Origin of the sequence: Paenibacillus alvei DSM 29, from assembly GCF_000293805.1 — a bacterium.
GTDB classification, from domain to species: Bacteria; Bacillota; Bacilli; order Paenibacillales; family Paenibacillaceae; genus Paenibacillus_B; species Paenibacillus_B alvei.
Map to the genome: position 1 here is coordinate 17,827 of NZ_AMBZ01000023.1, position 24,723 is coordinate 42,549.

General features: G+C 40.5%; 36 protein-coding genes. 30 read left to right on the forward strand and 6 right to left on the reverse strand.

Annotated elements, in window-relative coordinates:
* Window positions 1-171: 171 nt before the first annotated feature.
* Complete coding sequence (locus PAV_RS31345) at window positions 172-651, reverse strand: hypothetical protein (RefSeq protein ID WP_005552569.1); 480 nt, start codon at window positions 649-651, stop codon at window positions 172-174.
* A gap of 700 nt (window positions 652-1,351) precedes the next feature.
* Here PAV_RS31345 and PAV_RS31350 point away from each other — a divergent pair.
* Entirely contained in the window at window positions 1,352-1,768 is a 417-nt protein-coding gene (locus PAV_RS31350) for a hypothetical protein (RefSeq protein WP_005552570.1), read from the forward strand.
* A gap of 54 nt (window positions 1,769-1,822) precedes the next feature.
* Here the strand turns inward: PAV_RS31350 and PAV_RS31355 are convergent, their stop codons facing one another.
* From PAV_RS31355 to PAV_RS31365, 3 genes are all read right to left on the reverse strand, one after another.
* Window positions 1,823-2,434, reverse strand: a complete 612-nt coding sequence (locus PAV_RS31355; protein WP_005552571.1) for a DUF3238 domain-containing protein — start codon at window positions 2,432-2,434, stop codon at window positions 1,823-1,825.
* Between the two features lie 326 nt (window positions 2,435-2,760).
* The gene (locus PAV_RS31360) at window positions 2,761-3,102 is read right to left on the reverse strand and encodes a sigma-70 RNA polymerase sigma factor region 4 domain-containing protein (protein ID WP_005552573.1); all 342 of its coding nucleotides are present in this window, start codon (window positions 3,100-3,102) and stop codon (window positions 2,761-2,763) included.
* Window positions 3,103-3,367: 265 nt separating this feature from the next.
* Window positions 3,368-3,745: a hypothetical protein gene (locus PAV_RS31365; RefSeq protein WP_040737472.1), complete on the reverse strand. Its 378-nt coding sequence runs from the start codon at window positions 3,743-3,745 to the stop codon at window positions 3,368-3,370.
* On the opposite strand from PAV_RS31365, the gene PAV_RS31370 reads away from it, so the two are divergent.
* From PAV_RS31370 to PAV_RS31385, 4 genes are all read left to right on the forward strand, one after another.
* Window positions 3,745-4,926, forward strand: coding sequence for a DUF3560 domain-containing protein (locus tag PAV_RS31370; RefSeq protein ID WP_005552574.1), 1,182 nt, complete (start codon window positions 3,745-3,747; stop codon window positions 4,924-4,926). The genes PAV_RS31365 and PAV_RS31370 overlap by 1 nt on opposite strands.
* 520 nt (window positions 4,927-5,446) lie before the next feature.
* On the forward strand, window positions 5,447-5,800 hold the full coding sequence (locus PAV_RS31375) for a hypothetical protein (RefSeq protein ID WP_005552575.1): 354 nt from the start codon (window positions 5,447-5,449) through the stop codon (window positions 5,798-5,800).
* A gap of 44 nt (window positions 5,801-5,844) precedes the next feature.
* Complete coding sequence (locus tag PAV_RS31380; RefSeq protein ID WP_005552576.1) at window positions 5,845-6,051, forward strand: hypothetical protein; 207 nt, start codon at window positions 5,845-5,847, stop codon at window positions 6,049-6,051.
* A 176-nt stretch (window positions 6,052-6,227) separates the two neighbouring features.
* Complete coding sequence (locus PAV_RS31385) at window positions 6,228-6,419, forward strand: hypothetical protein (protein ID WP_005552577.1); 192 nt, start codon at window positions 6,228-6,230, stop codon at window positions 6,417-6,419.
* Between the two features lie 58 nt (window positions 6,420-6,477).
* On the opposite strand, the gene PAV_RS31390 is transcribed toward PAV_RS31385, so the two are convergent.
* Window positions 6,478-6,864, reverse strand: coding sequence for a YhjD family protein (locus PAV_RS31390; RefSeq protein ID WP_476638851.1), 387 nt, complete (start codon window positions 6,862-6,864; stop codon window positions 6,478-6,480).
* Window positions 6,865-7,794: 930 nt separating this feature from the next.
* Here PAV_RS31390 and PAV_RS31405 point away from each other — a divergent pair.
* The 17 genes from PAV_RS31405 (at window position 7,795) to PAV_RS31490 (ending at window position 18,980) form a co-directional block, all read left to right on the forward strand.
* Complete coding sequence (locus tag PAV_RS31405) at window positions 7,795-8,328, forward strand: hypothetical protein (protein ID WP_005552582.1); 534 nt, start codon at window positions 7,795-7,797, stop codon at window positions 8,326-8,328.
* Window positions 8,329-8,684: 356 nt separating this feature from the next.
* Complete coding sequence (locus tag PAV_RS31410) at window positions 8,685-9,935, forward strand: RNA-guided endonuclease InsQ/TnpB family protein (RefSeq protein WP_005552584.1); 1,251 nt, start codon at window positions 8,685-8,687, stop codon at window positions 9,933-9,935.
* Between the two features lie 289 nt (window positions 9,936-10,224).
* Complete coding sequence (locus tag PAV_RS31415; RefSeq protein ID WP_157267448.1) at window positions 10,225-10,431, forward strand: hypothetical protein; 207 nt, start codon at window positions 10,225-10,227, stop codon at window positions 10,429-10,431.
* Between the two features lie 616 nt (window positions 10,432-11,047).
* Window positions 11,048-11,533 carry a hypothetical protein gene (locus PAV_RS31430; RefSeq protein ID WP_005552587.1) on the forward strand — a complete coding sequence of 162 codons (486 nt, stop codon included), beginning with the start codon at window positions 11,048-11,050 and terminating at the stop codon, window positions 11,531-11,533.
* A 269-nt stretch (window positions 11,534-11,802) separates the two neighbouring features.
* Window positions 11,803-12,006, forward strand: a complete 204-nt coding sequence (locus PAV_RS31435) for a hypothetical protein (RefSeq protein WP_005552588.1) — start codon at window positions 11,803-11,805, stop codon at window positions 12,004-12,006.
* Between the two features lie 40 nt (window positions 12,007-12,046).
* Window positions 12,047-12,241 (forward strand): hypothetical protein, encoded by a 195-nt coding sequence (locus PAV_RS31440; protein ID WP_005552589.1) that lies wholly within the window; start codon window positions 12,047-12,049, stop codon window positions 12,239-12,241.
* Between the two features lie 43 nt (window positions 12,242-12,284).
* Window positions 12,285-12,524: a hypothetical protein gene (locus PAV_RS31445; protein WP_040737476.1), complete on the forward strand. Its 240-nt coding sequence runs from the start codon at window positions 12,285-12,287 to the stop codon at window positions 12,522-12,524.
* A 341-nt stretch (window positions 12,525-12,865) separates the two neighbouring features.
* Window positions 12,866-13,156 (forward strand): hypothetical protein, encoded by a 291-nt coding sequence (locus PAV_RS31450; protein WP_005552593.1) that lies wholly within the window; start codon window positions 12,866-12,868, stop codon window positions 13,154-13,156.
* A 215-nt stretch (window positions 13,157-13,371) separates the two neighbouring features.
* Complete coding sequence (locus PAV_RS31455) at window positions 13,372-13,611, forward strand: hypothetical protein (protein WP_005552594.1); 240 nt, start codon at window positions 13,372-13,374, stop codon at window positions 13,609-13,611.
* Window positions 13,612-13,832: 221 nt separating this feature from the next.
* A complete protein-coding gene (locus tag PAV_RS31460) occupies window positions 13,833-14,327 on the forward strand; it encodes a hypothetical protein (protein ID WP_005552596.1) in 495 nt (164 codons plus the stop codon).
* A gap of 16 nt (window positions 14,328-14,343) precedes the next feature.
* Window positions 14,344-15,045, forward strand: a complete 702-nt coding sequence (locus PAV_RS31465; protein WP_005552598.1) for a YkgJ family cysteine cluster protein — start codon at window positions 14,344-14,346, stop codon at window positions 15,043-15,045.
* Between the two features lie 449 nt (window positions 15,046-15,494).
* The gene (locus PAV_RS31470; RefSeq protein WP_005552601.1) at window positions 15,495-15,824 is read left to right on the forward strand and encodes a hypothetical protein; all 330 of its coding nucleotides are present in this window, start codon (window positions 15,495-15,497) and stop codon (window positions 15,822-15,824) included.
* Between the two features lie 292 nt (window positions 15,825-16,116).
* The gene (locus PAV_RS36745; RefSeq protein ID WP_005552603.1) at window positions 16,117-16,680 is read left to right on the forward strand and encodes a hypothetical protein; all 564 of its coding nucleotides are present in this window, start codon (window positions 16,117-16,119) and stop codon (window positions 16,678-16,680) included.
* A gap of 38 nt (window positions 16,681-16,718) precedes the next feature.
* Window positions 16,719-17,654, forward strand: coding sequence for a DNA cytosine methyltransferase (locus PAV_RS36750; RefSeq protein ID WP_081505880.1), 936 nt, complete (start codon window positions 16,719-16,721; stop codon window positions 17,652-17,654).
* 440 nt (window positions 17,655-18,094) lie between these two features.
* Window positions 18,095-18,340 (forward strand): hypothetical protein, encoded by a 246-nt coding sequence (locus PAV_RS34125; protein WP_005552607.1) that lies wholly within the window; start codon window positions 18,095-18,097, stop codon window positions 18,338-18,340.
* Between the two features lie 80 nt (window positions 18,341-18,420).
* Complete coding sequence (locus PAV_RS31485; protein ID WP_005552608.1) at window positions 18,421-18,744, forward strand: hypothetical protein; 324 nt, start codon at window positions 18,421-18,423, stop codon at window positions 18,742-18,744.
* Complete coding sequence (locus tag PAV_RS31490; RefSeq protein WP_005552609.1) at window positions 18,738-18,980, forward strand: hypothetical protein; 243 nt, start codon at window positions 18,738-18,740, stop codon at window positions 18,978-18,980. Before PAV_RS31485 ends, PAV_RS31490 begins: the two co-directional genes overlap by 7 nt.
* 69 nt (window positions 18,981-19,049) lie before the next feature.
* Here PAV_RS31490 and PAV_RS31495 read toward each other — a convergent pair whose 3' ends face one another.
* Complete coding sequence (locus PAV_RS31495; protein ID WP_005552610.1) at window positions 19,050-19,331, reverse strand: hypothetical protein; 282 nt, start codon at window positions 19,329-19,331, stop codon at window positions 19,050-19,052.
* A 1,049-nt stretch (window positions 19,332-20,380) separates the two neighbouring features.
* Here PAV_RS31495 and PAV_RS31505 point away from each other — a divergent pair.
* From PAV_RS31505 to PAV_RS31540, 8 genes are all read left to right on the forward strand, one after another.
* Entirely contained in the window at window positions 20,381-20,578 is a 198-nt protein-coding gene (locus tag PAV_RS31505; protein WP_005552611.1) for a hypothetical protein, read from the forward strand.
* A 51-nt stretch (window positions 20,579-20,629) separates the two neighbouring features.
* Window positions 20,630-20,881 (forward strand): hypothetical protein, encoded by a 252-nt coding sequence (locus PAV_RS31510; RefSeq protein ID WP_005552612.1) that lies wholly within the window; start codon window positions 20,630-20,632, stop codon window positions 20,879-20,881.
* Between the two features lie 721 nt (window positions 20,882-21,602).
* A complete protein-coding gene (locus PAV_RS31515) occupies window positions 21,603-21,848 on the forward strand; it encodes a hypothetical protein (RefSeq protein WP_005552614.1) in 246 nt (81 codons plus the stop codon).
* The gene (locus PAV_RS31520) at window positions 21,830-22,198 is read left to right on the forward strand and encodes a hypothetical protein (RefSeq protein WP_005552615.1); all 369 of its coding nucleotides are present in this window, start codon (window positions 21,830-21,832) and stop codon (window positions 22,196-22,198) included. Before PAV_RS31515 ends, PAV_RS31520 begins: the two co-directional genes overlap by 19 nt.
* A complete protein-coding gene (locus PAV_RS31525; protein WP_005552616.1) occupies window positions 22,179-22,397 on the forward strand; it encodes a hypothetical protein in 219 nt (72 codons plus the stop codon). Before PAV_RS31520 ends, PAV_RS31525 begins: the two co-directional genes overlap by 20 nt.
* A 111-nt stretch (window positions 22,398-22,508) precedes the next feature.
* Window positions 22,509-22,832 carry a hypothetical protein gene (locus PAV_RS31530; protein WP_005552617.1) on the forward strand — a complete coding sequence of 108 codons (324 nt, stop codon included), beginning with the start codon at window positions 22,509-22,511 and terminating at the stop codon, window positions 22,830-22,832.
* On the forward strand, window positions 22,832-23,833 hold the full coding sequence (locus PAV_RS31535) for a hypothetical protein (RefSeq protein WP_005552618.1): 1,002 nt from the start codon (window positions 22,832-22,834) through the stop codon (window positions 23,831-23,833). The genes PAV_RS31530 and PAV_RS31535 overlap by 1 nt, the downstream gene beginning before the upstream one ends.
* A gap of 570 nt (window positions 23,834-24,403) precedes the next feature.
* On the forward strand, window positions 24,404-24,640 hold the full coding sequence (locus tag PAV_RS31540) for a hypothetical protein (protein ID WP_005552621.1): 237 nt from the start codon (window positions 24,404-24,406) through the stop codon (window positions 24,638-24,640).
* Window positions 24,641-24,723: the final 83 nt, after the last annotated feature.

Consider the following 24,723-nt stretch of genomic DNA (forward strand, 5'->3'; position numbering starts at 1 on the left):
CGCTGCAGAAGAAATCTGGCATTTTATCAGTATCGCGCAAGTTAAAGACTGTATCATCGAGGAGTTGTCAAAGAGACTTAAACCCGAAAATAAAGTGTAGATATTCTTTGAATTTTAGATGCAAAAAAACTACCCCAACATGCTCCTGCGAGTTGGGGTAGTAACTGTACATTAATATTTATAATAAATAAAACCATTGCCTTTGATTTTTGTAAATCCTCCATCCTTAATCTCAATGTGAACTATGTAGTTACCAGGATCTATTGTTCCTGAATAAGTACCCGAGTACTCCGTCTTTCCGGTTTTGGTAAATGTTATTGATTTTTTGCTAAATTCGGTGTTTCCCCACTCTTCTTGAAGCTGAACTTTTAATGTTATCGGAAAGTTTTGGGAATTTGTGTCTACTGAATCCAACACAATACCGAATTTTACCTCTTTCGCAGATTTAGTAAATGTGTGGACAAAAGTTTCGCCTTCTGAGTCTTTTGCATAGCCACTACCGGTAAATTTAATTTTGAAATTATCACTATTAGCTGCGTAAGTTGTGCTAGTAGTGAAAAACACCAATACAAAGGCTAATGTGAAAAAAGAAGCTAACAATTTGTAAATCTTTTTTGTACAAAGAGATGGGAGTTGATTTTCCACAATCATTCATCCTCCTAATTTAATGTTGTTTGCATCAAAAAGTTTGAAGTTTACTACAGAAGTTGAGTATATTGTAGCTATAAATGAAATAAATAAATAGGGGAGTATCATTACTATTTCTAGTAGTAAAATGACTATTTCTACGCAAAAAAAGACAGCATTAATTGCTGTGGTTATCTATTCTGTCGGAGTTGGTTAGAGAATGTATGCGGTATAAGCCGCCCAATTATATGGTCGTTGTGCACCAAGTTATTTCAATGCCGGTTAGTGAAAGAAAGTATACAGTGATTCTTAATCATTATAAGCTGGAAGGAAACAAATAAATGAGAAAGGAACCTGGCTATTTTCGGGTTCTCTTTTTATGTCCATTTTGGATTAGACTACAATTGATCAGGGAGCTGTATCACAAAAGTTTCTTGGAGTTTTACCCTAACGATATGAAAAAAAGAAATTGAACAGGGCACGAAACCCCACCACCCACTAAAAGCCAAGCGACCGGCAAAGACCGCCGTTCCATTGGCTTTTTTGCTGCGCCTTAAAGGCTCCGCAACCACGGGTACCCGGTGGCGTGCGAAAATCGGTCAGCGTTCGCCTGACATCAAATTGTGCAACTAAAGCTAAATAAGTGTGTATATATTCTTATATCTGATCTTTGATCTATGCTGTTTTTTTCTTCAAACATCAAAGGGAAATGGAGGCTGGATGATTGAAAAAGATTATCATTTATAATACTTTGTTAGCTTTAAATGTTGTGCTTCCTTTTCTCTCTGGTGTCTTTGCTTACTATAGGGCAGACCAAATTATTTTTAGTCAGACTATGCATTTAGATGAGCTCTATTATCCATCTTTTTTAGCTGGTATATTCTATTTGATCATGGTGCTTCCTCTTTCTTGGTTTACTTGCTATGTAATCGATAAACATTTTCGCTTGTCGGCAATGAAATTAATTTTGTGCCCTATAATGTGTTCTGTTATTGGTATTTTACCCGTGGCAATTATTTCAGCTGGGCGTATATTGGAGCCATTTGCGCAGTTATTTTTAGCGTTTTTTATTACCTTAGGTTTAGTATTTGGGTTCCTGTTTTTGATACGAACAAAAGTGGAAAAATATTTACAGATCTGAATTTTCCACAAAAAAACCTGCTTAGTAAGCAGGTTTTTTTGATGTGTGTCCATACTAGATGATTTTTCGATTGGAGCTAACTCCCGTAACCTCCATAGGAGGTAGTAAGTACATTGCTCCTTTACCATGATCTCGTGGGTCATATAGATAGATGTTTTGGTATGTCCCACCATCTACATTTGCATAAACTTCGTATGCAGGGAAAGCATCATGGTCACCAGTTAATGTGATTGTTCCATCTTGTCGGATAGTTAAGACGAACTCATAGTCAATATGTGCATTCAATGCTTCTGCCATAAATGGGTTGCTTGAATGAACTTTACAACCCAGTGTAACAAAATCATGTCCGGCGGTTATAGTTTTATATGTGATACCGTCAGTAGAAGCTTTTTTAGTATTTTCACTAACATGACCATTTAAAAATTTTACTCTTTCAGTAGTGCTACCCGTTTCTGCTTCTACAAACCATTCCGCACCTGTATTTCTGAAAATCGCAGTTACTTGTTGAGCTGTACGGTATCGCCCAGTATTAGCTGTGTTTTTATCAAACCCTCGATTGTCACCTTTGTAATCAACAATAAATTGGTTTTCTCCCACTTGAATTGGTGAATTAATCCAATCTTGAGGGATGAAAGTGACCAATCGTACTCTAAATGTCCGTGCCATTTAAACCACTCCTTTTTCCTTTGTTAAAGCATTAAGATCCGGGAGGATAATGAAAACATTCAACTGATACCCTCTATCTCGAATATTTTCATCCGTTCTTTTGCTTTCACTTATTAGGGCGAATGATAGTGGTTAACTACAACCAATGACACGATATTTTTATTGTTCTTTTTTAAATAGTTCTATTAGAGCAAGTGACATGCTCTGTAAAGAGTCCTCTTTTGGCATGCGGATATAACGGCTTAAATATAGCATGTCGTTTTCAAAGAACTTTAATAGTTTTAGAATTGCGTCAGTATCATTCTGTTTTGCAAGATGTAGTAGGTTTAGGAACTCAATTTCTGATATAGAAAACGTAGGGTCTTCTTTTTCCATTTATTCACCGCCTGTTGGCTAATTTCCATTTCCATTGCAATTTGTGCTTCTGTTTTGTCGTTAAAGTAGATCTCGTATATAATTTTCTTTCCTGTCTCATAAGGTAAAGACATTATTAATTGTTTTATTAATAATCGATTTTCAAGCTGATCGGTGTGATGAAAACTATGTAGAAAGTCATTTTGTATAGGAATCTCTCTTCGCACCTTCACTCTAGCTTTATATTGGAGTCTCCAAGCTATCCTCTTCAGTTCTGATCTATAAAAATCAATAATTGAGCCATCATTACCCATGATCTTTCCCCCTTATAGTTATGAAATAATTGATAACTAGCGAATAAATTTCATCCTATTTATAAGGTGGTAAAAACTAGGTTACAACAACTGAAATGGGAACAGATGTTCTTGTTTTATTATAGTGTATTTTCTTACAATTTGCTATATACATAAAACCCCACCACTAAAAGCCCAAGCGAACAGAACACCGCTGTTCCATTGGGCTTTTTTGCTGCGCCTGTCGGCTTCGCAACCGCGAGTCCCCGGTGGCGTGCGGAAATAATCAAAGAGGAAGCCCGGCCAGTGCCGGGCTGCATTTATAAAGAGACATGGATAGAACCGTACCGGTTCTCTTGATTAACCTTGCTTTTTCGCCTTTTGCCCTCCGCATGGTACCAAGAGTAGCAGCACTAATTACAAAACGCGCCGGAGCCTGCCCTCTCACGTTTTGTAATAAGTGCTGAAGCTGCACCATCAAGGGCAAAAAAATATTTTCTATGATCTTATTCATCAGAAAGAAAATATTTTTTGTGCTTAATCCTTGACGGCACAGATAAACTCTTGGTTCCAAGCTGCGCGTCAAAAGGGCGAAAAAACGCCCTTTCGGGATTCCTGCCATGCGGGGTTCTAAATACGAAAAATCAAAGGAGTCGATACCCAATGCTTACTAAACAATATATTCTGAATAACGAAACGTCAAAAATTGAATTGCAGTTCTCTAAACAAGAGTATCAATCTTTAACTACGGATGAGCAAAAGGCAATAAGAAGGGCATATCTTTTCTCTAGTTCTCGTTCTGCTTGGGTGTCCCGTTCAACGAGAAATCATTATTCAGCTATCCTTGTAGCTCAACAACTAGGCTTTACAGATGGCGGTAAAACGGGAGAACGCTTGTCCTATGCTGAGGAAGTAGAAAGACAAGTAGAAAAAGCAGAAGCAAGAATTGTTCGCTACGAGAAGTATGCGGACAATGCAGAAACACGAGCAAAGAATCTGCAAAAAGATTTAAACAGTATGCGTGGAGACAATTCATTTTTCACGCAGCCAATTATTGCAGGACATGCAGGAAGTCAACGATTCGCGAGGCAAAGAGAAAAAATGTTCGATCGATATCATAGAGGATTTGAAGAGTACCGTAAGAGTGAATATTTCCGTGATCGAGCTGTAACAGCACAAGTTTCTGCAAGTATGGGTAAATTTAAGGATAGAACATATTTAAGTAACAGAATTGAAGAATGCAATAAAAATATCCGTGAATACCAGCGTCGAATTGTTCGAGCTGAAGAGAATCAAAACGAATCATATATGGAGACGCTGTTAGAAAAAATGGAGTATGAATTAGATAAACTTGCATATCTCCATAATAAATTGGACGAGATAGGCGGCGTTCAATTTAATAAAGATAATCTAAAGCCTGGTTATCTTGTAAGAATCCGCGGCAGCTGGGATACAGTTGTTAAAGCGAATTCAAAAATGGTGGAAGTGAAGCCAGATGTTGTTCCATACACACTCAAGTACCCTTATGCTGAAATTCAGGAAATGAAAATCCCAGAGGGGTGGACGGAAAAGGAAAAGGGGAAAATAGATAATCCATTTGAGGTAGGCGACGTTGTAGTACGTACAGCTATTTGGAGTAATGATATTGTTAAAGCATACCAAGTTGTTAAAAAGACAGAAAAAAGCGTGACAATCAAGGAAATATATATACAAGAAAATATACCTCAGGTTGATAACTTTAAGATAGGAATACCGGAGAGACGCGCGGTTAAAATAGATAGAAACAACAATTTTGTAGTAAATCATGATGATTGGTTTCTATACAAATATAACAGTGCAGTGTGAAGAAAAGAAAATGAATAAAGTGGCCCGAATTCCCACCACCCACTAAAAGCCAAGCGACCGGAAAAACCGCCGTTCCATTGGCTTTTTTGCTGCGCCTGTCGGCTTCGCAACCGCGGGTCCCCGGTGGCGTGCGAAAATAATCAAAGGAGGAAGCCCGGCCAGTGCCGGGCTACTTTTATAAAGAGGCATGGACAGAACCTTACCGGTTCTCTTGATTAGACTGACTTTTTCGCCTTTTGCCCCCGCATGGTACCAAGAGTAGCAGCACTAATAACAAAACGCGCCGGAGCCTGCCCTCTCACGTTTTGTAATAAGTGCTGCAGTTGCACCATCAAGGGCAAAAAATATTTTCTTTCTATGATCATATTTCATCAGGAAGAAAATATTTTTGTGCTTAATCCTTGACTGCACAGCTAACTTCTTGGTTCCAAGCTACGCGTCAAAAGGGCGAAAAAACGCCCTTCCGGGGTTCCGGCCATGCGGATTCCAAATTCGAAAATGCGAAGGAGAGCGTGAACAAATGACTAATAAACAAATAGAAGAACCCGACTTGACAGTGTACCAGGTAAACAATGCGGTAGTCGTTTCACCGAATAAGAGAAAAGCAATTATGCAATGTAACGCATCGGCTTCGTTAAGTCCTTTCGAGAAAGGATTCGCACAATATAACGAATTGTTGGTTCAAGTCAAAGCTTATGGGGGAGAGCGTGTTCCCGGTGGTTTGAGACGGCGCTTTAATGATGCAATTCGAATGATGGCTTCGGAAGATTATGCGCGTATGGAGAAGATTGTTGCCTCACCGTGGACAATACGGGTAGCTCTTCATAATTGGGAACCATGTGAGGATGGAATCGCTTGGAGGAGAAAATCATAATTTGTATTCGTTATTGAAAAAACTCTTGGGGGAGCTGAGTTCAGATGAGATTGACACATGAGGAGATAGAGGTTGTAAAAAAATTGAGTGAGGCGTATGAAAGACTCGCTATTCGCTCTATTTTGAATGAGCAGTTACTAAGAGCTTTAGACGATCTTGGACTTGTCCCGCAAACTGAACTCTTCGAGTCAATGGGGATTTGTGATCATATTGTCGATACTGGAGAAATTGAAGATGCCGTTCATTACTGAAAGACATCTTTCTTTTTGAGAATCTCCATGCAGTTTGATTCTTGTATTTCATTCTCGGTTGAGAAGGGACGTATTTCTTTTGTCAGATAGTTTCGGAAAATCCTGATTGATATAGGGGATAGGATGTTCTTTGTTTTGTTGTTATATTTGGGATATATCATGAGAGGGGAATTACGATGAAAATCATTGCACAGGAATATCGGGAAGTTTCGGGGCCGTTAGCATTGAAGTTGGCCGAGGTCGTTCGTGAGCTGATGAAGGATTATGAACAGCCTATTTATACGGTAGTTGTTCATCAAGTTATTGCGGTTGGGGAAGATCGGTATGTTGTTATTCTCAACATACTACTGAATGATGGATATGAGTAAAGAGTGGGGAACCTGATTGTTTTCAGGTTCCTTTTTCATGAAAGTTTTGGAGTAGGCCCTAATCGGCCGATCTTTGCATATTACTAACGTCGAGTCCCATGTATGCACGCATCCGAACATTGGCTTCTGCTCTAATTAATGATCGCAGCATGTATAATGTTCCTTCGTAACCCCTGCACTTGTAGTCGGCTCTGACACCTAAATTGTCTTGGCGGGTGTCAAATACCTTTATGCCACGTTTACGAAACTCGCGGCGTATTTCATAAAGAAGTAGAGAAGCGCGATCCATTGCTCCCTTTATGACATCCTGATATGGACCAGGGTTCTTCATTGATTGTTCAATGACTTTTAAATCCCGTTCGAATGCTGTTAGGATCATGGGTACGATTATATAGGATTTAATCATTTCGAGTTCTTCCGTTGTTGCTGTAGCAGCGGGCATCATAGCACCTCACAAAGTAGAACGTTTGTTCTTATGATAACACCGAAAGGCATGTGTTTTCAATCTTACAATGCCATGAAACCCCACCACCCACTAAAAGCCCAAGCGACCAGCGGAAGAACACCGCTGTTCCATTGGGCTTTTTTGCTGCGCCTGAAGGCTTCGCAATCGCGGGTCCCCGGTGGCATGGGAAAGGATCGAGAGTAAACCAGGCCCCTTTTATTTCGAAACCGAGGAAGCCCGGCCAGTGCCGGGCTGCTTTTATAAAGAGGCATGGATAGAACCGTACCGGTTCTCTTGATCAGACAGGCTTTTTCGCCTTTTGCCCCCCGCATGGTACCAAGAGTAGCAGCACTAATTACAAAACGCGCCGGAGCCTGCCCTCTCACGTTTTGTAATAAGTGCTGCAGCTGCGCCGTCAAGGGCAAAAAAATATTTTCTATGATCTCTGATTTCATCAGGAAGAAAATATTTTTTGTGCTTAATCCTTGACGCCACAGCTAAACTCTTGGTTCCAAGCTACGCGTCAAAAGGGCGAAAAAACGCCCTTTCGGGATTCCTGCCATGCGGGGTTCTAAATACGAAAAAGCAAAGGAGTCGATACCCAATGCTATACATACCAAGAAAATCGAAATTCAATGAACAAAACCTGAAGGAACACCTTCAAGAATATATGCCACCTGCGTTTGACAAGATTGTATCCATTCACCGTCGTCCTGGTTATCATCATCGTCATTATTATCGGCTGGAGAGTTCGACAGGGGATTTTGGAACAGTCCTATGCAGAATCACTTTCGTCGAAACCGAGAAGTGGGGAAGGCACAAGTTTCACATCTTTCGGGTCGAATTCACATCGAATGGACGGATATGGAACAATATATAATCTTCGATCCGGGGCTCTTTGCCCCGGAAATACTGATGGAGGTAAGGCGCATGATTAGAGAAGCAGCGATTACACAGATTCAAGAAGCGTATTGGATCTACGATCACGGTTCAATTGAAATTAATGGGGTACGAGTAGACGTGAAATTTTGGTCTCCTGAAGATTTAGAAGAGTACTGTATAGTGCAAAATGACCCTCTTTGTGAGGTTGAGATTGATTTGCCCATCTACTATGCTGCCTTCAATTCTCAAATTTTGATCACAAATGATGAAAGTAGCATCCTTTCTCTTGTTTCTTCCGAAGAGGAGTTCTCTTTTAAAATGCTGGAGGGGACATTTACTAAATTTGTAGACCCAGATCTTGATTATGAAGATGAATCAGGCTTTCTTCCATTTCATTTTCCTGGAGAAGATCGCTGGGGGGTGCCAACACGCATTTGTTCCGTCGGTGGATGTGAATATGACTTCGTAATGTGCAGCACTGAAGAAGAAGCAAGAAATAAAGGGTTGGAAATGACTCGGGAAGGTAAAGAGTTAGAGGTTTCGGGTATTTGTCCAACTTGCCGAAACGGATATATGGACTAAATGGCACGAAAAAGTCATCTGTTGAATCACAGATGACTGGGGCATGAATTGTCGAGACCCATGCCCCCTCATTATATCATTCTGGAGGGTGAATTATCTATGGATTACATTCAATTTTATGAGGTACTGAGAACAATGGGGTACGTTATGATTGGTCTCTCAATCGTAAGCGCAATCTGGTACATGTGGGACATCAACAAAAACGAAGCTAATTAATTGTTCCTAGAAGTTTTATCACATTCGGCAGAAGACTCCTACTGAAAACTCAGTGGCGAGATGAATGCCGTTGGCTCGTAGAGCCAAATGTGTTGTCTAATTCTTATATAATTAACCTTAGAAAGAGAGGTGGGAATAGCATGTTTCTAACAGTCAAACAACAAGTGAAACATCTTTCTAAGAAGGATTACGTAAGCATTCGTAAGTTGGCTCATGTGGCAAAAAATTTAGCCAATGAAGCATTATACAATGTACGTCAGTATTACTTCCAAGAAGGTGAATATCTAAACTATCAGAAGAACTATGCTCTTTTAAAGAATAGTCCCAACTACAAAACGTTGAACTCAAACATGGCTCAACAGATTTTGAAGGAAGTAGACGGTTCTTTTAAGAGTTTCTTTGGACTATTGAAGTTAGCTAAGAAAGGGAAATATAACATTAAAGATGTTCAGCTTCCACATTATCTTCCGAAGGATGGGTACACGACACTTGTCATTGGTTTCGTTCGTTTGAACGGCAATAAACTTGTGTTACCATACTCGAATCAATTCAAGAAAGAACACTCTAAGGTTGTGATAACGATTCCACCAATCCTCTTAGACAAGAAGATTAAGGAGATTCGCATTATACCAAAAGCAAATGCTAGGTTCTTTGAGATCCAGTACACCTACGAGGTACAGGAAGAACAAAGAAATCTTAATAAAAAGAAAGCACTAGCAGTAGACTTGGGAATTAACAATCTTGCAACCTGTGTTTCTTCAACTGGCGAAAGTTTCATCATTGACGGACGTAGATTGAAATCAATTAATCAATGGTTCAATAAGCAAAATTCACGACTTCAAAGCATTAAGGATAAACAAAGGTTTGGCAAGCGAACCACCAAACGCCAAAATGCGATTGCTTGTGACAGAAACAATAAAGTTAATGACTATATGGCAAAATCTGCTCGTTACATCATTAACTATTGCTTGGAGCATGATATTGGCACACTTGTGCTTGGCTACAATGAAACATTTCAACGCAACAGTAATATTGGGAAAGTCAACAATCAGAACTTTGTCAATATTCCATTTGGAAAGCTACATCAAAAGTTGAAATATCTCTGTCAGCTTTACGGCATTACTTTCGTCAAACAAGAGGAAAGCTATACCAGTAAAGCAAGCTTTTTCGATAAAGACATCATGCCGACCTATAATGCTGATGATCCAGTAGACTATGAATTTAGCGGTAGTCGTATTAAGCGTGGGTTATACCAAACTTCAGCAGGAACGACTCTTAATGCAGATGTGAATGGTGCATTGAACATCCTACGTAAAAGTAACGTTGTGTCCTTAAGTGGACTATACGATAGAGGCGAAGTGGACACGCCTATAAGAATAAGGATTGCCTAGCAGTCAAACTTCTTAAATGGGTTCATTAGAACCCTAGAAGCCCTAACTTCAAAAACCGTTAGGTTTTAAGTGGTGGGTAGTTCACCAATAGTAAAACTTACTACACGCTGAAAAGGATGCTCAAAGAATCTTTCGGAGTTCAGAAATGGTGGTCATCAAAACATAGCTGCTCTACAGAAATCAATCGAAGGAATAAATAGTGAATAAATGGATACATTTCGTTGGTTTATGTATCCATTTGATGGTATAATGGATACAGGATAAATATGGAATGATAGGTAGGGTATTTATGGACAACCGAAAGAATATCAAAGTCATGCCTCATGTTAAGGATGAATTGGTTCATTTAAAGAGTCAGTTGAATATGAAAAGTGAGTCACAAGTGATTGACTATCTTCTTAGAGTCTACAAGACTAAACGGAAAAATCTCACGCTCACCGAGCATGAGACTGCAATAAGGGAAGTAACAGAAGCACATGATCAGTTATCTTTGTAATCTTGAATTAACCAAGAGGAGGAGAATTCTAGTATAACCCTTGGGCATGAGGGGGGAGGTAATCTATACACGCAGGGAGCTATATAGAAGTGAAATTCAGTTCATGAAAAAGATACGTTGGTTTGAATCATCCATACGAATAACATCGTACTTGGGGGGGAGAAAGAAGCCTAAAAACGAGCTTCATCTTTTCCGTAAAAAGAGGCCATTCCGTCCAAGATTGAACGAACAGAAATCGAGATAAATTGATAATAAATATTCATGAAGGAGATAGTTCAATAGATGAATCAAAGGGATAAAGCTCAAGAAGAATCGCAGGTAGTAGTCAACGGTTTTCCAGTGAAGTATTATTACTTCACTGTTTCTTGCAGTATAGTTGGTATGTTCGTCATAATGCTACTATATTGGCCAGTTTGGGCATCTTCTTCAGGACTAGATGTTTGGTATGATCATCCAATTGCAGGAATATCACTTTGCCTCCTGTTGATTATATTTAGTTCTTTACTTTATCTATTGTTTTGGAAGAAGAACGATACAGAATGAAGACACGAAACATGGATTCTAAGTAAAAAGTAACTTATTGAATATCAATTTACCTTTAGGAGCGTGTGTCACGATGGATCTTAGAAAGCAAATGAAGACTGAAAAAGAAGTGTCTGGCCAGCCTACCCGAAATGGAATTACGTTGGGGCACATTTGGTTTTCCACGAAGGAACACGGCGAAAATTTCGCTCACCTTGTCGAACGATTCAGCGCTCACAAAAATCCGGAATACGCGGCTGCTTGCTACGTCGCTGCACATCCGGAAATTTATTACCGTATCAAATGGGAAAATTCTGACGGGCCGATTGGTTGGTATTGGGGAGAATGGATCGGCAAAGATGATGACGACGAAAACGGTTATTGGACCGAATCGGAAATTGTCGGGCAACTGTCTAGCTCATATCGGGGATTGGTTCGTGCAGCTGTAGAATTGTATACCGGAAGCCATCATTATTTCAACTTCACGGAATGGCTTGGAAATGCTGGAGACGAAGTATATAAGCTGTTCGTTCAAGCGCTGGAGATTCGCCGAGATCGGTTTATAATTGATCTGGCGTAGCTTTACTCAAATAGATCACGCAGCTGCATACTGGCTGCGCTGCATGAGCTTCACCAGAAACATACAGGGAGCGTGCATGAGGAAAATGGAATTTGGGTAGAGTTCGATCGCGATCCAGAAAACGAGTCTTTCATTCCTTTTATTGACATGAATTTGTTTATGCGTGATGGCGCAAAACGACCGGAAGGACACATGGCCTTAACAGTCAATGAAATTACGCTAAAACACTTCAAGTAACATTTTGAATATTTAGTTGTATGGAGGGACTTATGGGGAAGTTTATAACGATTATCTACCCTTTCATAGTAATTTTTATGTTCTATCAAATTATCTCGCTGGCTGATTTATCGCAATTTAGTTCACTTGCATTATTCGAGAAATCACTTGTTATTTTCGGATTGGTCTTTGCGACATGGATCATTATGGTAGTTTCTTGGAGATGGATCTATAAGCCAGTGTGGACCCGAAAATGAACACCTACTGAATATTAAGTTGTTTTGAGGTTTGGGTGATATGATAATCAATGAGTCTCGTAAGGGAGTGGTTCGTATATTAAAGGTTTTTTGGGATTGGTTAAACAAAGAAAGAGAAATAAAAAATCGTGAATTAGCCTATTTACTAGCTTTAATTGTGAGTATTGGATCTCTAATTGCAATCGCTTTATTCTTAATGTACTTAGTAAGTCAGATTAAGCCACTTAGCGAATAATTATAACTCAAGTGTTGAAATGGCTAATGGGGCCGTAATAGCTATGGTGACGAAGATCAATGGCCAAACGATAGGGAAGTTTAACGTCAAAGAAAGGATGCTCCTTACAAAACGCGTGTCAAAGAAGGGACTTGTAGATATCGGTCGGATGATCGAGAACGATTGGAAGGTTGAAGTAACCTTCTTTCATCAAATGACGGGAATTGATGCGGGTTTCTTCAATAAGTACATTACAAGAACCAGTAAGCAACAACATAAGGTAATTCAATTTAATAAGAAATAACCTCATTTTACTTATAGGAGTGGGGATGTCATTACGAATGGACGAAAATAGAACAATTGATAGGCCACTCATATTGGAAGTGAAGGAGTACCCAAACGGAAGGAGGAAGGACGTTATCAGGGGAGCTGAGACTTTAGACGGATGAGAACATATTAATAGGAAGTGTTCATAAATGATAAAGAGATTAAAAGATGGTATTAATGAGTTAATTGATCTACCTGGACCGAGTTTGAAGTGGTGTATCATTATAACAGCTTTAGTGATAGGTTCTCTTGTTCTGACTTCTTATGTAATAAAGTGAATTTCATTTATGAAAGTGGATACTTTAGGGGGGGCGTTATATGCAAGAGAAATTCAAGAAAGTAATCGAAGAATACAGTAAATATTATGTGGTTATTGGCGACGACCGGCTCATTCATGACGTTTTTGAAAAATGTAATATCGAAATAGATGAACTGCCATATCTCGCAAAATACCTTGCAGAAGAATTTGAGAGAACTAGCCAAGAAGAAGACATGGACCTAAATGATAGAATTGAACAGCTTCAGTACGGAGTAAATTTCATATTTGAAGCTAGAGACGAAGGATACAAAGTATTCTTCAAATCTAAATATATTGAACAAGCAGTGTGAACACCATTTTGAATAGGAGGGTACATGAATGAAGAATAAGAGTCTTTTTTAATGGTGTGTCTTATTATCAGCGCTGCTTTTTATTCCGTGGCTAATCACCTTTTACCCCCAATTTTATGAATGGGGAACATTGCTCCTGATACTTTCTTGGTTAGGTGCCTACCTTGTTTTCTTCAGAGAGCGTAAGAAAACTTAATAAATGGAGGTTGTTTTATATGAGCAGAACAAAACGATTAATGTTTATGACAAATGAGGGGCATCGTTTGATTGGTGAAATTATTGACCCTACATCGGATTTTTTAAATACCGTTGCCAAGCAAATTCCGCTTGGTAACGTGGAACAAATGGCACGTGACGGAATTTGGATCAAACGTGAGAGACATGTTACTTATTTGTCCAACGATAACATTAAATTTAAACGGGCAGCAACTGCTTTAGATCGTGAAGATACGTAATTTGAAGTTGCAAGTGGTAGTAGAATTACAACTATAATAACGAATAAAATTTGAATATACCTTCATTATCCCTGAAGAAAAACTATAGCGCTCACGAGCAATACTACAACAGATATTCAACCACAGCTCACCATCCATCACCATGAGATACATAGGAATCAACCAGGATATTATTCATCAGGCAATAAGTAATTTTCACTTATAGAGAGGGAGCGATTTTTATGGAAATACACGTGTACATTGATGATAAATTTGTTAAGACATTCAGTAGTCAAAAGGAAATTAATAATGCGGATCTTGGGAAGGTAGCCATTGAAAAAAGTGAACCTTTAAATCAAGAAAAGTCGGAATTTAATCTGTATTTTAAGACGGTTGATGAAAGTCCCGACGAGCTTAAGGAAAAGCTTGTAATGCTGCTAAAGAAACATGAAGGTAATAGCTTCGAGGGAACTTTAGAGTCTTCCGATCCTGGAACATTTCACTTTATTTCGTATATACCAAATGCAAAACTAAACATTGGAGAATCAGGTATTGTTGTGGCAGATCAGCGAGAAAGATACTATTTTGCGATACCGTTTGAAAATCTTCACGGTATCACTGATGAAAGTGATGAAAGACGACCAGCGTACAATATATCCTATAAAAATGGGTACTGTATTTTAGTTGAGATCAACAACGAAATACTAATAACGGATGCATTAAACAACTTAGTTTGATCAGGGAGGAAATTCAATGTCTCTAGATACTGAAAAAATTGAAACATTAGAGCGTGAGTCAGGTGTTGTTCTCTCCAAATATGCAAAAGAACGCGCGCCGAAGCCATTTTCGGGTGGGAAAGTTAAATTTCGCGAGTATGCTTCTCTTGTCGAGGATATGTCCAGTCTAATTGACAAGACCGAGGCTAATATCGAAATTGAGTCTACGTGTCGCAAAGGATGCGCTGCTTGCTGTAGTCATTCTATAATCGTGAATGGTTTTGAGGTCGAGGTCATTCTGAATTATATTGAGCGTAACTACGACTACGAGACAAGAAAGGCTATAAATCAACGTATTAATGATACGGCGAATCGGTTGGATGCTGCATTAGGTCCAGCGCCACGGAATACCAATGAAATGAAAAACATACTTGATCATGAAGAAGAAATAAAGACGGACTACTTTGCGCTTCAGCTACCTTGTCCGTTACTCAACGAGCAACAAGAATGCATGGTTTATCCAGTCCGGCCATCTCCATGTTGGGCATACCGTTCGTATGGTGATCCTAATGTCTGCAACACTACATTCGATGTTCCGCATACGATTAATTACATTGGCCATGAAAAATACTATTCTGTAATAAAAGCAAAGTCAACCGATGCAGGAACTATTACTAAACGTAAATCGTACGTACTGGGAGGTTTTTTGCCGCAGAAGCTGCGGGATGCAATTCGTTAGAAGCGACGGTTCATCTACCCGCCTGTTGTTCGGCACATTCTTTTCTTTTTCATGCTACTGTTTTAATTCCAATGTTCTTCATTGCGATAGGGAACTTTTTTGCAAATATGAGCGAGTGGTGAGAGATCGGCTAAAAAAGCCGGTCTTTTTTTGTTTGATGGAGGGCATGGCTGCTTTCCTAACGGAAAGCCTTTATTGTAGTGTTTCTGCTTCGCAGCTATAAGAGCTCCTGGTAATGGGGGAGTTCCTTACGCTCCGACCTTACCACTCCGCGCCTCATACAATGCAAGTCCAAGCACTTCGTGTGGATGATAACCCTTCACTTCGGGCGCAAAAACGGCCCAAATCCGCCGTTTTACATCCCTTCGATCAGATCATCCAGACTTGCATTGCCGGCGCTCCATGGTGCGGTTCTGCGCGTAAGGAACACATAGAAGGAGCTGGTAAATATGAAGAGCATTCAAGTTAATCATTTTTATTCGGTAACAGATCGTGAGAGAGTATATTCTGTCATGAGTAAATTGCAGCAGCAAGTCCATAGAGCGGAAGCTGGAGAGATTTCGTTTTCTCAAGTATTCAACTCCATCGACTTCAGACAGTGTTTAGCAGAGTACACGGTCGTTCCGACAAGCTGGCATATCGATGATCTTCGTGATTATTTCCCTCCGGATATTAGTGATGATGAACTCTTTCAATCGCTTCAGAAAATTGAGAAGGCGCTATCTTGTGCAGCCATTGTTTCTGGCTGGGATGTCATTAACGATTCATTTCAAAAATAAGATCCCATGCAAAAGGATGTTATTAGAAGATATGAAGACCCCCAGTAAGGTAGGCTTCAGCTGAGATTAAGCCTGCGGCCTTTTTTGGCCACATGCCGCACCGGCAAAGCGTACCACAAGATACCCTTTCGTCAAGAGTTTGCCTGTGAACAGTTTCCTCTTGACGAAAGAGGCCCACCGTTCCGGCGCCGCGCATGCGCGCCTAGCGGAACCTTGGTGGGGCTAAATCTTTGCGGTGTGCTTGTGCCAGCGGCAAGTTGATCGGCCGCATGAGCTTACAGGAGGGGTTGCAATGATGAAGTCTTTATTCTCAAAAGTCATTAAAAGTCGCCGTGCAAAAAACTCCCCAAGAGGACTATATATTCAAGATCTTCAGCTGAAGGAGACTGTTTTTCAGCCAGGGACGCACTTTAGATACGTAGTTGATCGAAAAGCAAAAAAGTTGATCATCTTGCAAGCTCAAGATGGGAACACCGTATCAAAACGATCGATACGTGATGGAATGAAACCAGTACTTGATATCCGGAACAAACAAGCATTGGCCGTCTTTCATGAATGCGACTATCTACAGATTGAAATTTATGAGGATGAGATCATTGTAAGAGGTTTTGAGGAGTGTGAAGATACGGGGCTTCAACATTCTCAAAGGAATAGTAAGCTTTCTCGAAAAGTTTGTGATATTACACAGCTTTTACAGGTTAAGCAGACGGCCATAGCTGTTATGTCGAGAAATGAACTGGAAAAGGCTGTTGGGGGATATGAACAGCTTACCTTTTCTTTTTTGAAGAGGAGATCCAGGAGCACCAATCCTCATCCGTTAGCTATATTAAAGATGCAATTAAGCATGCTGGCATAGCTTTAGCTGTTGATAGCTTTTTCTCGGGTGCTGGCCTTATGGATTACGGTTTTCTTCAAGAAGGATTTGATTTTTCATTGGCTGTTGAATTGGATGCAGACGCCGCAAATTCATATCGGGCGAATATCGGAAACCATGTCCTCTCAGAAGACATTCGTATGGTTGATCCTAAACGATATACATCACCGGTTATGATTGCAGGCACCCCATGCCAAGGGCTCTCAAATACGAATCGCATCAATAAAGCAGTTGATAATCCAAATAATTTACTTACCTCTTCCTATGTCAACGCGATTAAGATGAATCCAAACTGCAAGGTTTTTGCAATAGAGAATGTGCCCCAGATCCTTACGGAGGGTGGCGGGGTATATATCGATGAAATCAGGAATTCATTATCTGATTTTGAAATTACATACGGCGTATTGAATGCCGCTGATTTTGGAGCTCCGCAAGTTAGAGAAAGATGTATCTTGATTGGGAGTAAGATTGGCCGCATCGATCTTCCCAAGCCATCTGTTCCTATGCGGCTATACCAAACGGTTAGGGATGCTTTTCGGAACTTATTGCCCTCTACAAAAAATCAGCAGGATATTTCTAAGCCGAAGCCGATTACGTTAGAACGTATTCGGAGTGTACCAGCTGGTGGCAATGTTGCGAATATTCCAGCTGAGATCCGGCCGAAGGGAACACATTCAAACATGTACAAACGCTTAGAGTGGGACAAACCTTCCATTACAATCGTCAACCCACGGAAATCCATGATTCTTCATCCGGAAGAGGATAGAATCTTGAGTGTTCGGGAATGTGCGAGAATTCAAGGCCTACCTGATAGTTTTTCTTTCTGCGGGTCTCTGAATGCTAGACAGCAACAAGTGGCCAACGGAGTACCTTACCAGCTGGCCAGGGCAATTGCGAAAGTCATTCGAGAAGCCATTGAACGGTTCAACATTCAACATCGAAAGGCATTCGTATAGTGGCCAATTTTCTTAGAAGATCTGGCGTACAGGCATGATCTTCGCTCGGGCGTTATATATCAGAAGCTCCAGGCTGATCGTAAGTGGATCGGCCTTTTTTGTATGGGTAAATGGATACCCGGCCACTGCCGGCTTTTGATTATGAGTAGCAGCTGTGCGCTGCAAATGGTGGCTTTCCAAACGGAAAGCTCTGATATGACGATATGGGTGCCGCCTGACTTCGGCATATCACGCCAAGCAACAGTATCAAGGGCTTCGCGAGTAAGAGTATCTAGATGGCATGCGCCACCAAGAGACTCTAACCCTTGACACTGCCGGGCAGCCACGAGGTTACACTCCGCGTTGCGGGCGCAACCCCACGGCAGCCTTTCACCTTTTGCGTGATATTTCTTCATCAGGCGGCGGGAGAAAACAACAATACATGCAAAGGGGAGTATTTCATGGAGAGTTTAAAAGAGTTTTTTAAAGATTTGCACATCATTCTGGAGAAGGCATCTGAAGAAGACGACCCAAGCAAGGTGAACGATACTGCGCAGCTGCTTCTTCTTTTTGAAATGACGATGAGAGAGGAATGCAGTTGGAATCAAGTTAAGCAAAAACATGGAGATTTACTCACTGATCTTCATAATGAGGCAATTCTCATTGAGTATGAAAGAGAGCTGCAGTTTGCATCTGGTCAAAGCTAATCCAGTCTATTAAAAGCTTAGTGCCGTCGTCTGTCAGATTTACTGCTCAAAGTATCCCTAAGACGAATGGAGATGGAATTATGAATCAGTATTTTTCACTTGAGGATTTTATTATTTTCACAAAAGCTTATGTAGAGCTCAATCATTTTGATTTTGTACAAGAAGACATCATGCAGCCGGATCCTGAGATCATGGAGTTTTATTATAATGCTACTTATCGGGACGAGGATAATTACAAAAGCAATGTGCGGATTATGCTCGATTCAGATGGTTCCATCTCATGGGAAGTCATGTATGGATGGGAAGATGCAGAAGAAGAGATCGAGGAGCTGTTTGAATTATTTATCACGTGGAGCTCAGGCACACGAAGCAATATGTTTAAAGGAGGGGATTTTCTATGGTAATTCAAGAGTATTGGTATGACCTCTTAGATGATGAAAATGGAAACAAAGCCTACCTGAACACGAACATCGAACCTGATTTGATAAGTATCCTCGAAGAGGATTTTCAAAACAATGAGGAATTTAATGAAGATCTAGAAGAGTACGAAAATCAGTTTATAGCTTATCTGCGGCAGAAGGGGCACATCATCCATGTTGTAAATCGGCCTTATTACTGGATTAATCTCGGTGACAATTAACAGTCTTCAAATATGTTCCTAACGAACAGCGGCAATCTATGATTAGATGGCCGCTGTTTAAACTATTCTCTAGCTTTCATTGTCTGATTTATGAAGCCCACACAGTCTCCGAATATATTCTAATTTCGTGAGGAGAGGCTTTTTCCTGCGATAAATGCCATGATTCTCTTTCAGAATATCATTTTGTTTTAACCGCTTTTTCAGCCACTCATTTACAAACGAATCTGGATTGTCGAAGCCATATACCTTAAGTTGATCCTTGAGTTGTGCCGGAGTGAAAGTTTGCGCTCCTCTTCCATTAACAAATTCATTCAGTTTAAAAGCTTCTTCTTTGTATCGTTCTTTTCTCATCTCAATCATCCTTTCTTCATGTGTCACTATTAATAATTCATCTCACGAAACAGATCACAAATTGAAAGCAATATGTCATGAAATTATGTGTTACTGCAAAAAATCACGCAACATCCCGATTCAATATAAAGTGGGTGAATTATCCTCAATGGGTTTCCATTATTTGATGAACCCTTGCCAGTTGCTATGCTTATAAAGCTGCTCGGCAAAAATAACATGATTGTGAAGGTGTTTATGAATAACGTGTGGAATAGAGGAAAATTATATGGATTATGAAGGGCTAATCGTGTGGTTCCAAAGTGTAGGATATACTGAGAACATGGGGGTGTAAAAAATATAGAATGCACGATGAGCGAATTACCCTAATTTCAGTGTATTATCATGAAACAGTGCATCACTTTTCAACAGCTACCATTCCGAATAAACAAGATATTTTTTACTGCTACGGGAGTATGTTGATACGGGAGATTGGCAATTCATATCTGTTCTCGAAAAAGGAGAAAGGATCTTCTTTTCTTTTTTCATGGATGGACATTATGCAATGGTTGAAGTTTCAGAAATTCCTTACCTTCAATTGAATGCAACACTTTAATAATCATTATGGTGGGCACGAATTCCCACCACCCACTAAAAGGCCCAGCTAACGGCAAAAACCGCCGTTCCATGGGCTTTTTTGCTGCGCCCAAATGGGCTCCGCAATCGTGGGTCCCCGGTGGCGTGTAAAATTCTATTTCTATTAGGTTAGCCGGCATATGCCGGCTCTTTTTGTGAAATGGTTGCCTTCTTCCTTTGTCTGAAGCCGGCGGCCTAAAGATAGGCCCTGCCGCAGCTGGCCAGCTTACCATGACGCCATTTTTGTCAAATGTTTGCCTGCTCACGCAGTTTCCCATTGGACAAAAAAGTTCCACCGTTCCGGCGCCGCGCATGCGCGCCTGGCGGAACCTTGGTGAAACTATGCTTACATGGTTCGCGTGTGCCATGCGGCAAGCACACCGGCCGCCACCATGATTGAAATCAAGGGGAAACCGCCCATAGGAAGGAGAACGTTTATGGCAATAAAAACAGGAGCTTTCAGGGATACAGAATGTACTTGTGAATGTGGAAATAAACATGAATTTTACGGAGGCATTGGTTACGAGACCGTATCCTGCGAAGGATTCAGCGATGGAAACGTAAACGGTGGGCACTACATTCACATTGTCAAATGCAAACAATGCGGTGCAGTGAGTGAACTTATAGATAAATAAGGTTTTGAAATATTCAATAAAGCCGGCGGGCGTACGTGGGAGGTATTTCGTATGACTATTAATCAAAATCTACTAACGATCGTTAATCTTAATGATGCTAAATTCGAAATGAAGTCCAAACTTGGATACTACAAAGTAAATGGCTATGTATTTCATCACCCGTCTGGATATGTAAGTTTTGATGGAGAGGTTCCATACTGCCCTTGTGGTGGAAAAAAGGCTTTGCAGTGCATTTTAGATGCTGGTGGTTTTGTCAGTTTTGAAGGTATGCATTGGGTTCATGAAATGAAGAGCCCAACATAAGCCTGGGCGAATCTGAGCTTTTTTGAAAACTGAGGAAAGAGACTTTATAAAGTGATACCTAACGGTTTTATACCATCTGCCGAGCTTTGATAAGAAAAGGTCAGTTTAAAAAATACATGATAGGGAGTTGCTGCTATATGTATAGAAAAAATGCATATGACGAAGTACTCCCTTTATTATTTTCATACGTAAAGGCATGGATACTCCGCATACTGCGGAGCCTCGGATTAGATGATGGCCAATTGAGTCGTCCAGCGCCCAAATCCGCATCCGGATGACTCAATCGGCCCAAATATGAAAACCATTCACGAAAGATCAAACCACGAATGCAGCGTCATAAATGACGCTAAAACCTGGCGGGCCGGCAATGCCGTCCGCTAAAAAGCACGGTTTGATTCACTGTTAGTTTCCCCTTACACAGCGACGCTCCTTCTGTTTCATTCGCACATCCAAGTCGTATCCGTTGATCATAGCAAACCACAACGCCATCCTTACGTGCAAGGGTGGCTTCGCCATCCCTACGGGACAAGCCCCTGCACGACATATGGCGTTGTGGTAACTGCGCTATGACGGCTACGACATATGGATGTTGCTCTTTGAAAACAGAATACGCTAGGGCTGCACAGCAGAGGGAAACTGCTCATCAAACCAAAATCAAAATCGCGCTCATTGCCGCGCGGCTAGACCGGCGTACGCCGCTGGATAGGGGGTAGACCCCAAAATGTCAATCAGTTTCTTGGGGATTTTCCTCAATATTTTTCCTAAAGGAGAGGTTTCGATGTTAACAAATGCTATCTATTCATCACTTGTTGGAACGCATTTTTCATCAACGGAATTTAAAGTTACTTGTGCGCTTATCGATCAAAGAATTGCGAATAATCTTCCGAGCTTAGAGTTAAGAAAGAATCTTCTCCATTCTCTTCAACAAGAAAAAAGAGTGGGAAGTACTTGGATGCTAAGCAATTGAAAGCAATTCAGCGCGTGGATAGAGATATTCAATCTTATTATGAGGAAGAGAAAGTCGTTTTAGATTGCTCGTTCCTTGGTATTGAAAGATTCACTTTGGATCTTAATCTAAACCAGGTTCAATGGGGTGATGGCAGAGCTGGTTCTATTTCTTACGGAGTTATTTATTCCGGAGAGGAGCTCATTCGAACAATCAGTATGGTTGGTGAACATTCGCCAACGATAGTTCAGGAAAACATCATTCAATGTAGTGATCAAAGCATTCTAGACATCATATTTTCCATTTCTGATTTTGAAAGACGAGCTATATTAGAGAAAGCAGGACGCAAGCATGCAAGAGGGTCTGTTTGACAATATGCAAGAAAACGAGGAGAGTGATTTTTTACCTTTTGAAAAGTTTTGCAGGCGTATTGATTTGCCGTTCCTTGATACCGTTGCAGATTGGATGTACATGTATCATGAGGATAACAAGTACTACTATAAGCATTCCTGGACTCGTAAATACTTGATTATTTCCTCAAACGGTTTAGAGGCAGAGGTAAGAGGATAATCGTTGTAAGCCATACAGCTTCATTATTTGGAGCTGTATGGTATGATACTGAGAGAAAGGAAATAAAAGACTTACTTTGAAAATCAACGATAGAAAAGGGGAGGGTATTTTTTGGAGTCAGTCTTCTGGCTGGTGTTATTAATTCAAATTATATTCTTAGTGAAATCTTTTGTTGGATTTTGGCTTCATAAGAATCCAATGAAGAAATCGGAATCACAAAAAGCATTTTTAGCTACATTATGCGCAGTTGGCGCAACTGGTGTAGTAGCATTAATATACTTTCTAAATCGTGCCTTTTTCGAAAAAGCATACAACGAGGTTAGAACCCAAATAAACACTTTGGATATCTCAATTGATCCCGAGACGTTATTTATGTATGCATTGATTATTTTCGGTGCCTTTATCTTCGGGTCACTTCTTGCTAGGAGAAGGTAATGAAGAGATATTATGTGGGAAAAATGCTTAAGATTTGTTTAGCGTCATTACTAATTTTCGTTATAGCTCTCGTAATTCTCAAAAGTATTCCAGACAAATCAATTATGGTAGGTCCTGGAGGTATTGTGCGATCCGATGATTACATCCGTATAAAGAATAGGGATACCAATCTATGGCTCACTTATGTAACGAGTCAAGAGCCCAAGGATAAACTACAGTCAATATTGTTTGGTTTGTGGGGTTATGAGAAAACTAGCCGGAATTTTTCAACGTATGTCCTGAGTCAAAATGATGAGAAGGCCATAGCAGCTGTTACTTTAGATGAAATGAAGCACAACGTCATCAAGGTCGCATACAATTATCTAGGCATTCCATCCGATGAATCAGTACCTCTAATTTATGTTCATCACGTATTAGAGAACGGGCTGCCTATCTTTAAAGACAATGATGTTATTGTCTCCATTAATAGTCTATCTGGACTTACGGCTTATGATTTTGCTGAATACATAGATACTTTGCACGAAGGTGAGAATGTTAGTGTTACTATCAAGCGAGATGGGTTAACACAAGAAGTAACATTTAAAATGAGCAATGAGCTAAAGTCAACTAATTATCCGTTAGGTTTGTACATTCGTGATTACTTTGCCTTTACTGATATCGAGGAAAATGCGATATTGGATGTCAAGCCAAGTAAAGATTTTATGGGGAATTCCGCTGGTTTCATGTTAACACTATCGTTGATTGAGCAGCTTGATCCAAAAGTTAATCTTGCACAGGGAAAGCTTGTAGCTGGAACTGGGGCTATAGGTCGGAATGGGGAAGCTCAGAAAATTAAGGATCTGCGGCTAAAGATTAAAACAGCGCGTGAACAAGGAGCAGATATATTTTTGTTCCCAGAAAGTCAGCTTGATGAGATAGATCAGCAAGCAGAATCAAGTGAAATGATTCTACTTCCAGTTAAAAATATTCAAGATGCGATTAGCAAGCTAGATGGAAAATAATACAGGCTTATGCTATGATTAAACCCTGCCGAAAGAACTGATGTTAATCTCTAAGAAGAAAGAGAGCAGCCCTAAGATGGGCTGCTCTCTTTTGTGTTGAAAAGTTAGTGATTTCTAGTTCTAGGAGCTGAAATGCCGCCATGGAAGCTCCGCTATGCGGAGCCTCGGATTAGAAAATGATCATACCGGTTCTTGGATGAATGAGACTTAAGGCAACCGGTATGATCGTCAAACCAATACATTCATGAAAATAGCCCCTTGCAGAAGAGGCTATTTTTTATTGTAATCCAGGATGTCAGGGGCAAGTGCAAGGATGCCTTCCTCCTGCGTCGGAAGCCAGCGGCCTAAAGACGTGGCCCTGCCGCAGCTGGCCAGCGTACCATGACGCCCCTTTTGTCAAATGTTTGCCTGCTGAAGCAGTTTGCCATTTGACAAAAGAGTTCCACCGTTCCGGCGCCGCGCATGCGCGCCTGGCGGAACCTTGGTGGAACTATGCTTACATGGTTCGCGTGTGCCATGCGGCAAGCACACCGGCCGCTGATAGGATAACTACTCGAGGAGGAATCATCGATGGAAACTTTATACGTAATTGCACTCTGGCATGAGGGTGATCAATACGCGTTTGCAGTGGTGGGAGAAACACAAGAAGAAGCCAAAGCAGCTGCCATTGATAGAATGATCAACGAACATGAGTTAGAAGAGAACGTAAGTATTGAATATGATCCAGAAATGTCCTTTGAAATTACGGAGGCTGGAGATATTGCAGGAAACTGTTATGACATTCGTTTATCTAAGCAAAATCTATAGGCACTTACTGATTAAACTTAGGAGGCCATCTTAAGATGGCCTCCAGTAACAAAATAAGTTACTGATTTTACATTGCTAGGGGG

What these genes read in the sequence shown, in the direction of transcription:
- PAV_RS31345 (WP_005552569.1), bottom strand. Translation starts at nt 651, where the DNA reads ATGATTGTGGAAAATCAACTCCCATCTCTTTGTACAAAAAAGATTTAC.
- PAV_RS31355 (WP_005552571.1), bottom strand. Translation starts at nt 2,434, where the DNA reads ATGGCACGGACATTTAGAGTACGATTGGTCACTTTCATCCCTCAAGAT.
- PAV_RS31360 (WP_005552573.1), bottom strand. Translation starts at nt 3,102, where the DNA reads ATGGGTAATGATGGCTCAATTATTGATTTTTATAGATCAGAACTGAAG.
- PAV_RS31370 (WP_005552574.1), top strand. Translation starts at nt 3,745, where the DNA reads ATGCTTACTAAACAATATATTCTGAATAACGAAACGTCAAAAATTGAA.
- PAV_RS31375 (WP_005552575.1), top strand. Translation starts at nt 5,447, where the DNA reads ATGACTAATAAACAAATAGAAGAACCCGACTTGACAGTGTACCAGGTA.
- PAV_RS31380 (WP_005552576.1), top strand. Translation starts at nt 5,845, where the DNA reads ATGAGATTGACACATGAGGAGATAGAGGTTGTAAAAAAATTGAGTGAG.
- PAV_RS31385 (WP_005552577.1), top strand. Translation starts at nt 6,228, where the DNA reads ATGAAAATCATTGCACAGGAATATCGGGAAGTTTCGGGGCCGTTAGCA.
- PAV_RS31390 (WP_476638851.1), bottom strand. Translation starts at nt 6,864, where the DNA reads ATGATGCCCGCTGCTACAGCAACAACGGAAGAACTCGAAATGATTAAA.
- PAV_RS31405 (WP_005552582.1), top strand. Translation starts at nt 7,795, where the DNA reads ATGATTAGAGAAGCAGCGATTACACAGATTCAAGAAGCGTATTGGATC.
- PAV_RS31410 (WP_005552584.1), top strand. Translation starts at nt 8,685, where the DNA reads ATGTTTCTAACAGTCAAACAACAAGTGAAACATCTTTCTAAGAAGGAT.
- PAV_RS31415 (WP_157267448.1), top strand. Translation starts at nt 10,225, where the DNA reads ATGGACAACCGAAAGAATATCAAAGTCATGCCTCATGTTAAGGATGAA.
- PAV_RS31430 (WP_005552587.1), top strand. Translation starts at nt 11,048, where the DNA reads ATGGATCTTAGAAAGCAAATGAAGACTGAAAAAGAAGTGTCTGGCCAG.
- PAV_RS31435 (WP_005552588.1), top strand. Translation starts at nt 11,803, where the DNA reads ATGGGGAAGTTTATAACGATTATCTACCCTTTCATAGTAATTTTTATG.
- PAV_RS31440 (WP_005552589.1), top strand. Translation starts at nt 12,047, where the DNA reads ATGATAATCAATGAGTCTCGTAAGGGAGTGGTTCGTATATTAAAGGTT.
- PAV_RS31445 (WP_040737476.1), top strand. Translation starts at nt 12,285, where the DNA reads ATGGTGACGAAGATCAATGGCCAAACGATAGGGAAGTTTAACGTCAAA.
- PAV_RS31450 (WP_005552593.1), top strand. Translation starts at nt 12,866, where the DNA reads ATGCAAGAGAAATTCAAGAAAGTAATCGAAGAATACAGTAAATATTAT.
- PAV_RS31455 (WP_005552594.1), top strand. Translation starts at nt 13,372, where the DNA reads ATGAGCAGAACAAAACGATTAATGTTTATGACAAATGAGGGGCATCGT.
- PAV_RS31460 (WP_005552596.1), top strand. Translation starts at nt 13,833, where the DNA reads ATGGAAATACACGTGTACATTGATGATAAATTTGTTAAGACATTCAGT.
- PAV_RS31465 (WP_005552598.1), top strand. Translation starts at nt 14,344, where the DNA reads ATGTCTCTAGATACTGAAAAAATTGAAACATTAGAGCGTGAGTCAGGT.
- PAV_RS31470 (WP_005552601.1), top strand. Translation starts at nt 15,495, where the DNA reads ATGAAGAGCATTCAAGTTAATCATTTTTATTCGGTAACAGATCGTGAG.
- PAV_RS36745 (WP_005552603.1), top strand. Translation starts at nt 16,117, where the DNA reads ATGATGAAGTCTTTATTCTCAAAAGTCATTAAAAGTCGCCGTGCAAAA.
- PAV_RS36750 (WP_081505880.1), top strand. Translation starts at nt 16,719, where the DNA reads ATGGATTACGGTTTTCTTCAAGAAGGATTTGATTTTTCATTGGCTGTT.
- PAV_RS34125 (WP_005552607.1), top strand. Translation starts at nt 18,095, where the DNA reads ATGGAGAGTTTAAAAGAGTTTTTTAAAGATTTGCACATCATTCTGGAG.
- PAV_RS31485 (WP_005552608.1), top strand. Translation starts at nt 18,421, where the DNA reads ATGAATCAGTATTTTTCACTTGAGGATTTTATTATTTTCACAAAAGCT.
- PAV_RS31490 (WP_005552609.1), top strand. Translation starts at nt 18,738, where the DNA reads ATGGTAATTCAAGAGTATTGGTATGACCTCTTAGATGATGAAAATGGA.
- PAV_RS31495 (WP_005552610.1), bottom strand. Translation starts at nt 19,331, where the DNA reads ATGAGAAAAGAACGATACAAAGAAGAAGCTTTTAAACTGAATGAATTT.
- PAV_RS31505 (WP_005552611.1), top strand. Translation starts at nt 20,381, where the DNA reads ATGGCAATAAAAACAGGAGCTTTCAGGGATACAGAATGTACTTGTGAA.
- PAV_RS31510 (WP_005552612.1), top strand. Translation starts at nt 20,630, where the DNA reads ATGACTATTAATCAAAATCTACTAACGATCGTTAATCTTAATGATGCT.
- PAV_RS31515 (WP_005552614.1), top strand. Translation starts at nt 21,603, where the DNA reads ATGTCAATCAGTTTCTTGGGGATTTTCCTCAATATTTTTCCTAAAGGA.
- PAV_RS31525 (WP_005552616.1), top strand. Translation starts at nt 22,179, where the DNA reads ATGCAAGAGGGTCTGTTTGACAATATGCAAGAAAACGAGGAGAGTGAT.
- PAV_RS31535 (WP_005552618.1), top strand. Translation starts at nt 22,832, where the DNA reads ATGAAGAGATATTATGTGGGAAAAATGCTTAAGATTTGTTTAGCGTCA.
- PAV_RS31540 (WP_005552621.1), top strand. Translation starts at nt 24,404, where the DNA reads ATGGAAACTTTATACGTAATTGCACTCTGGCATGAGGGTGATCAATAC.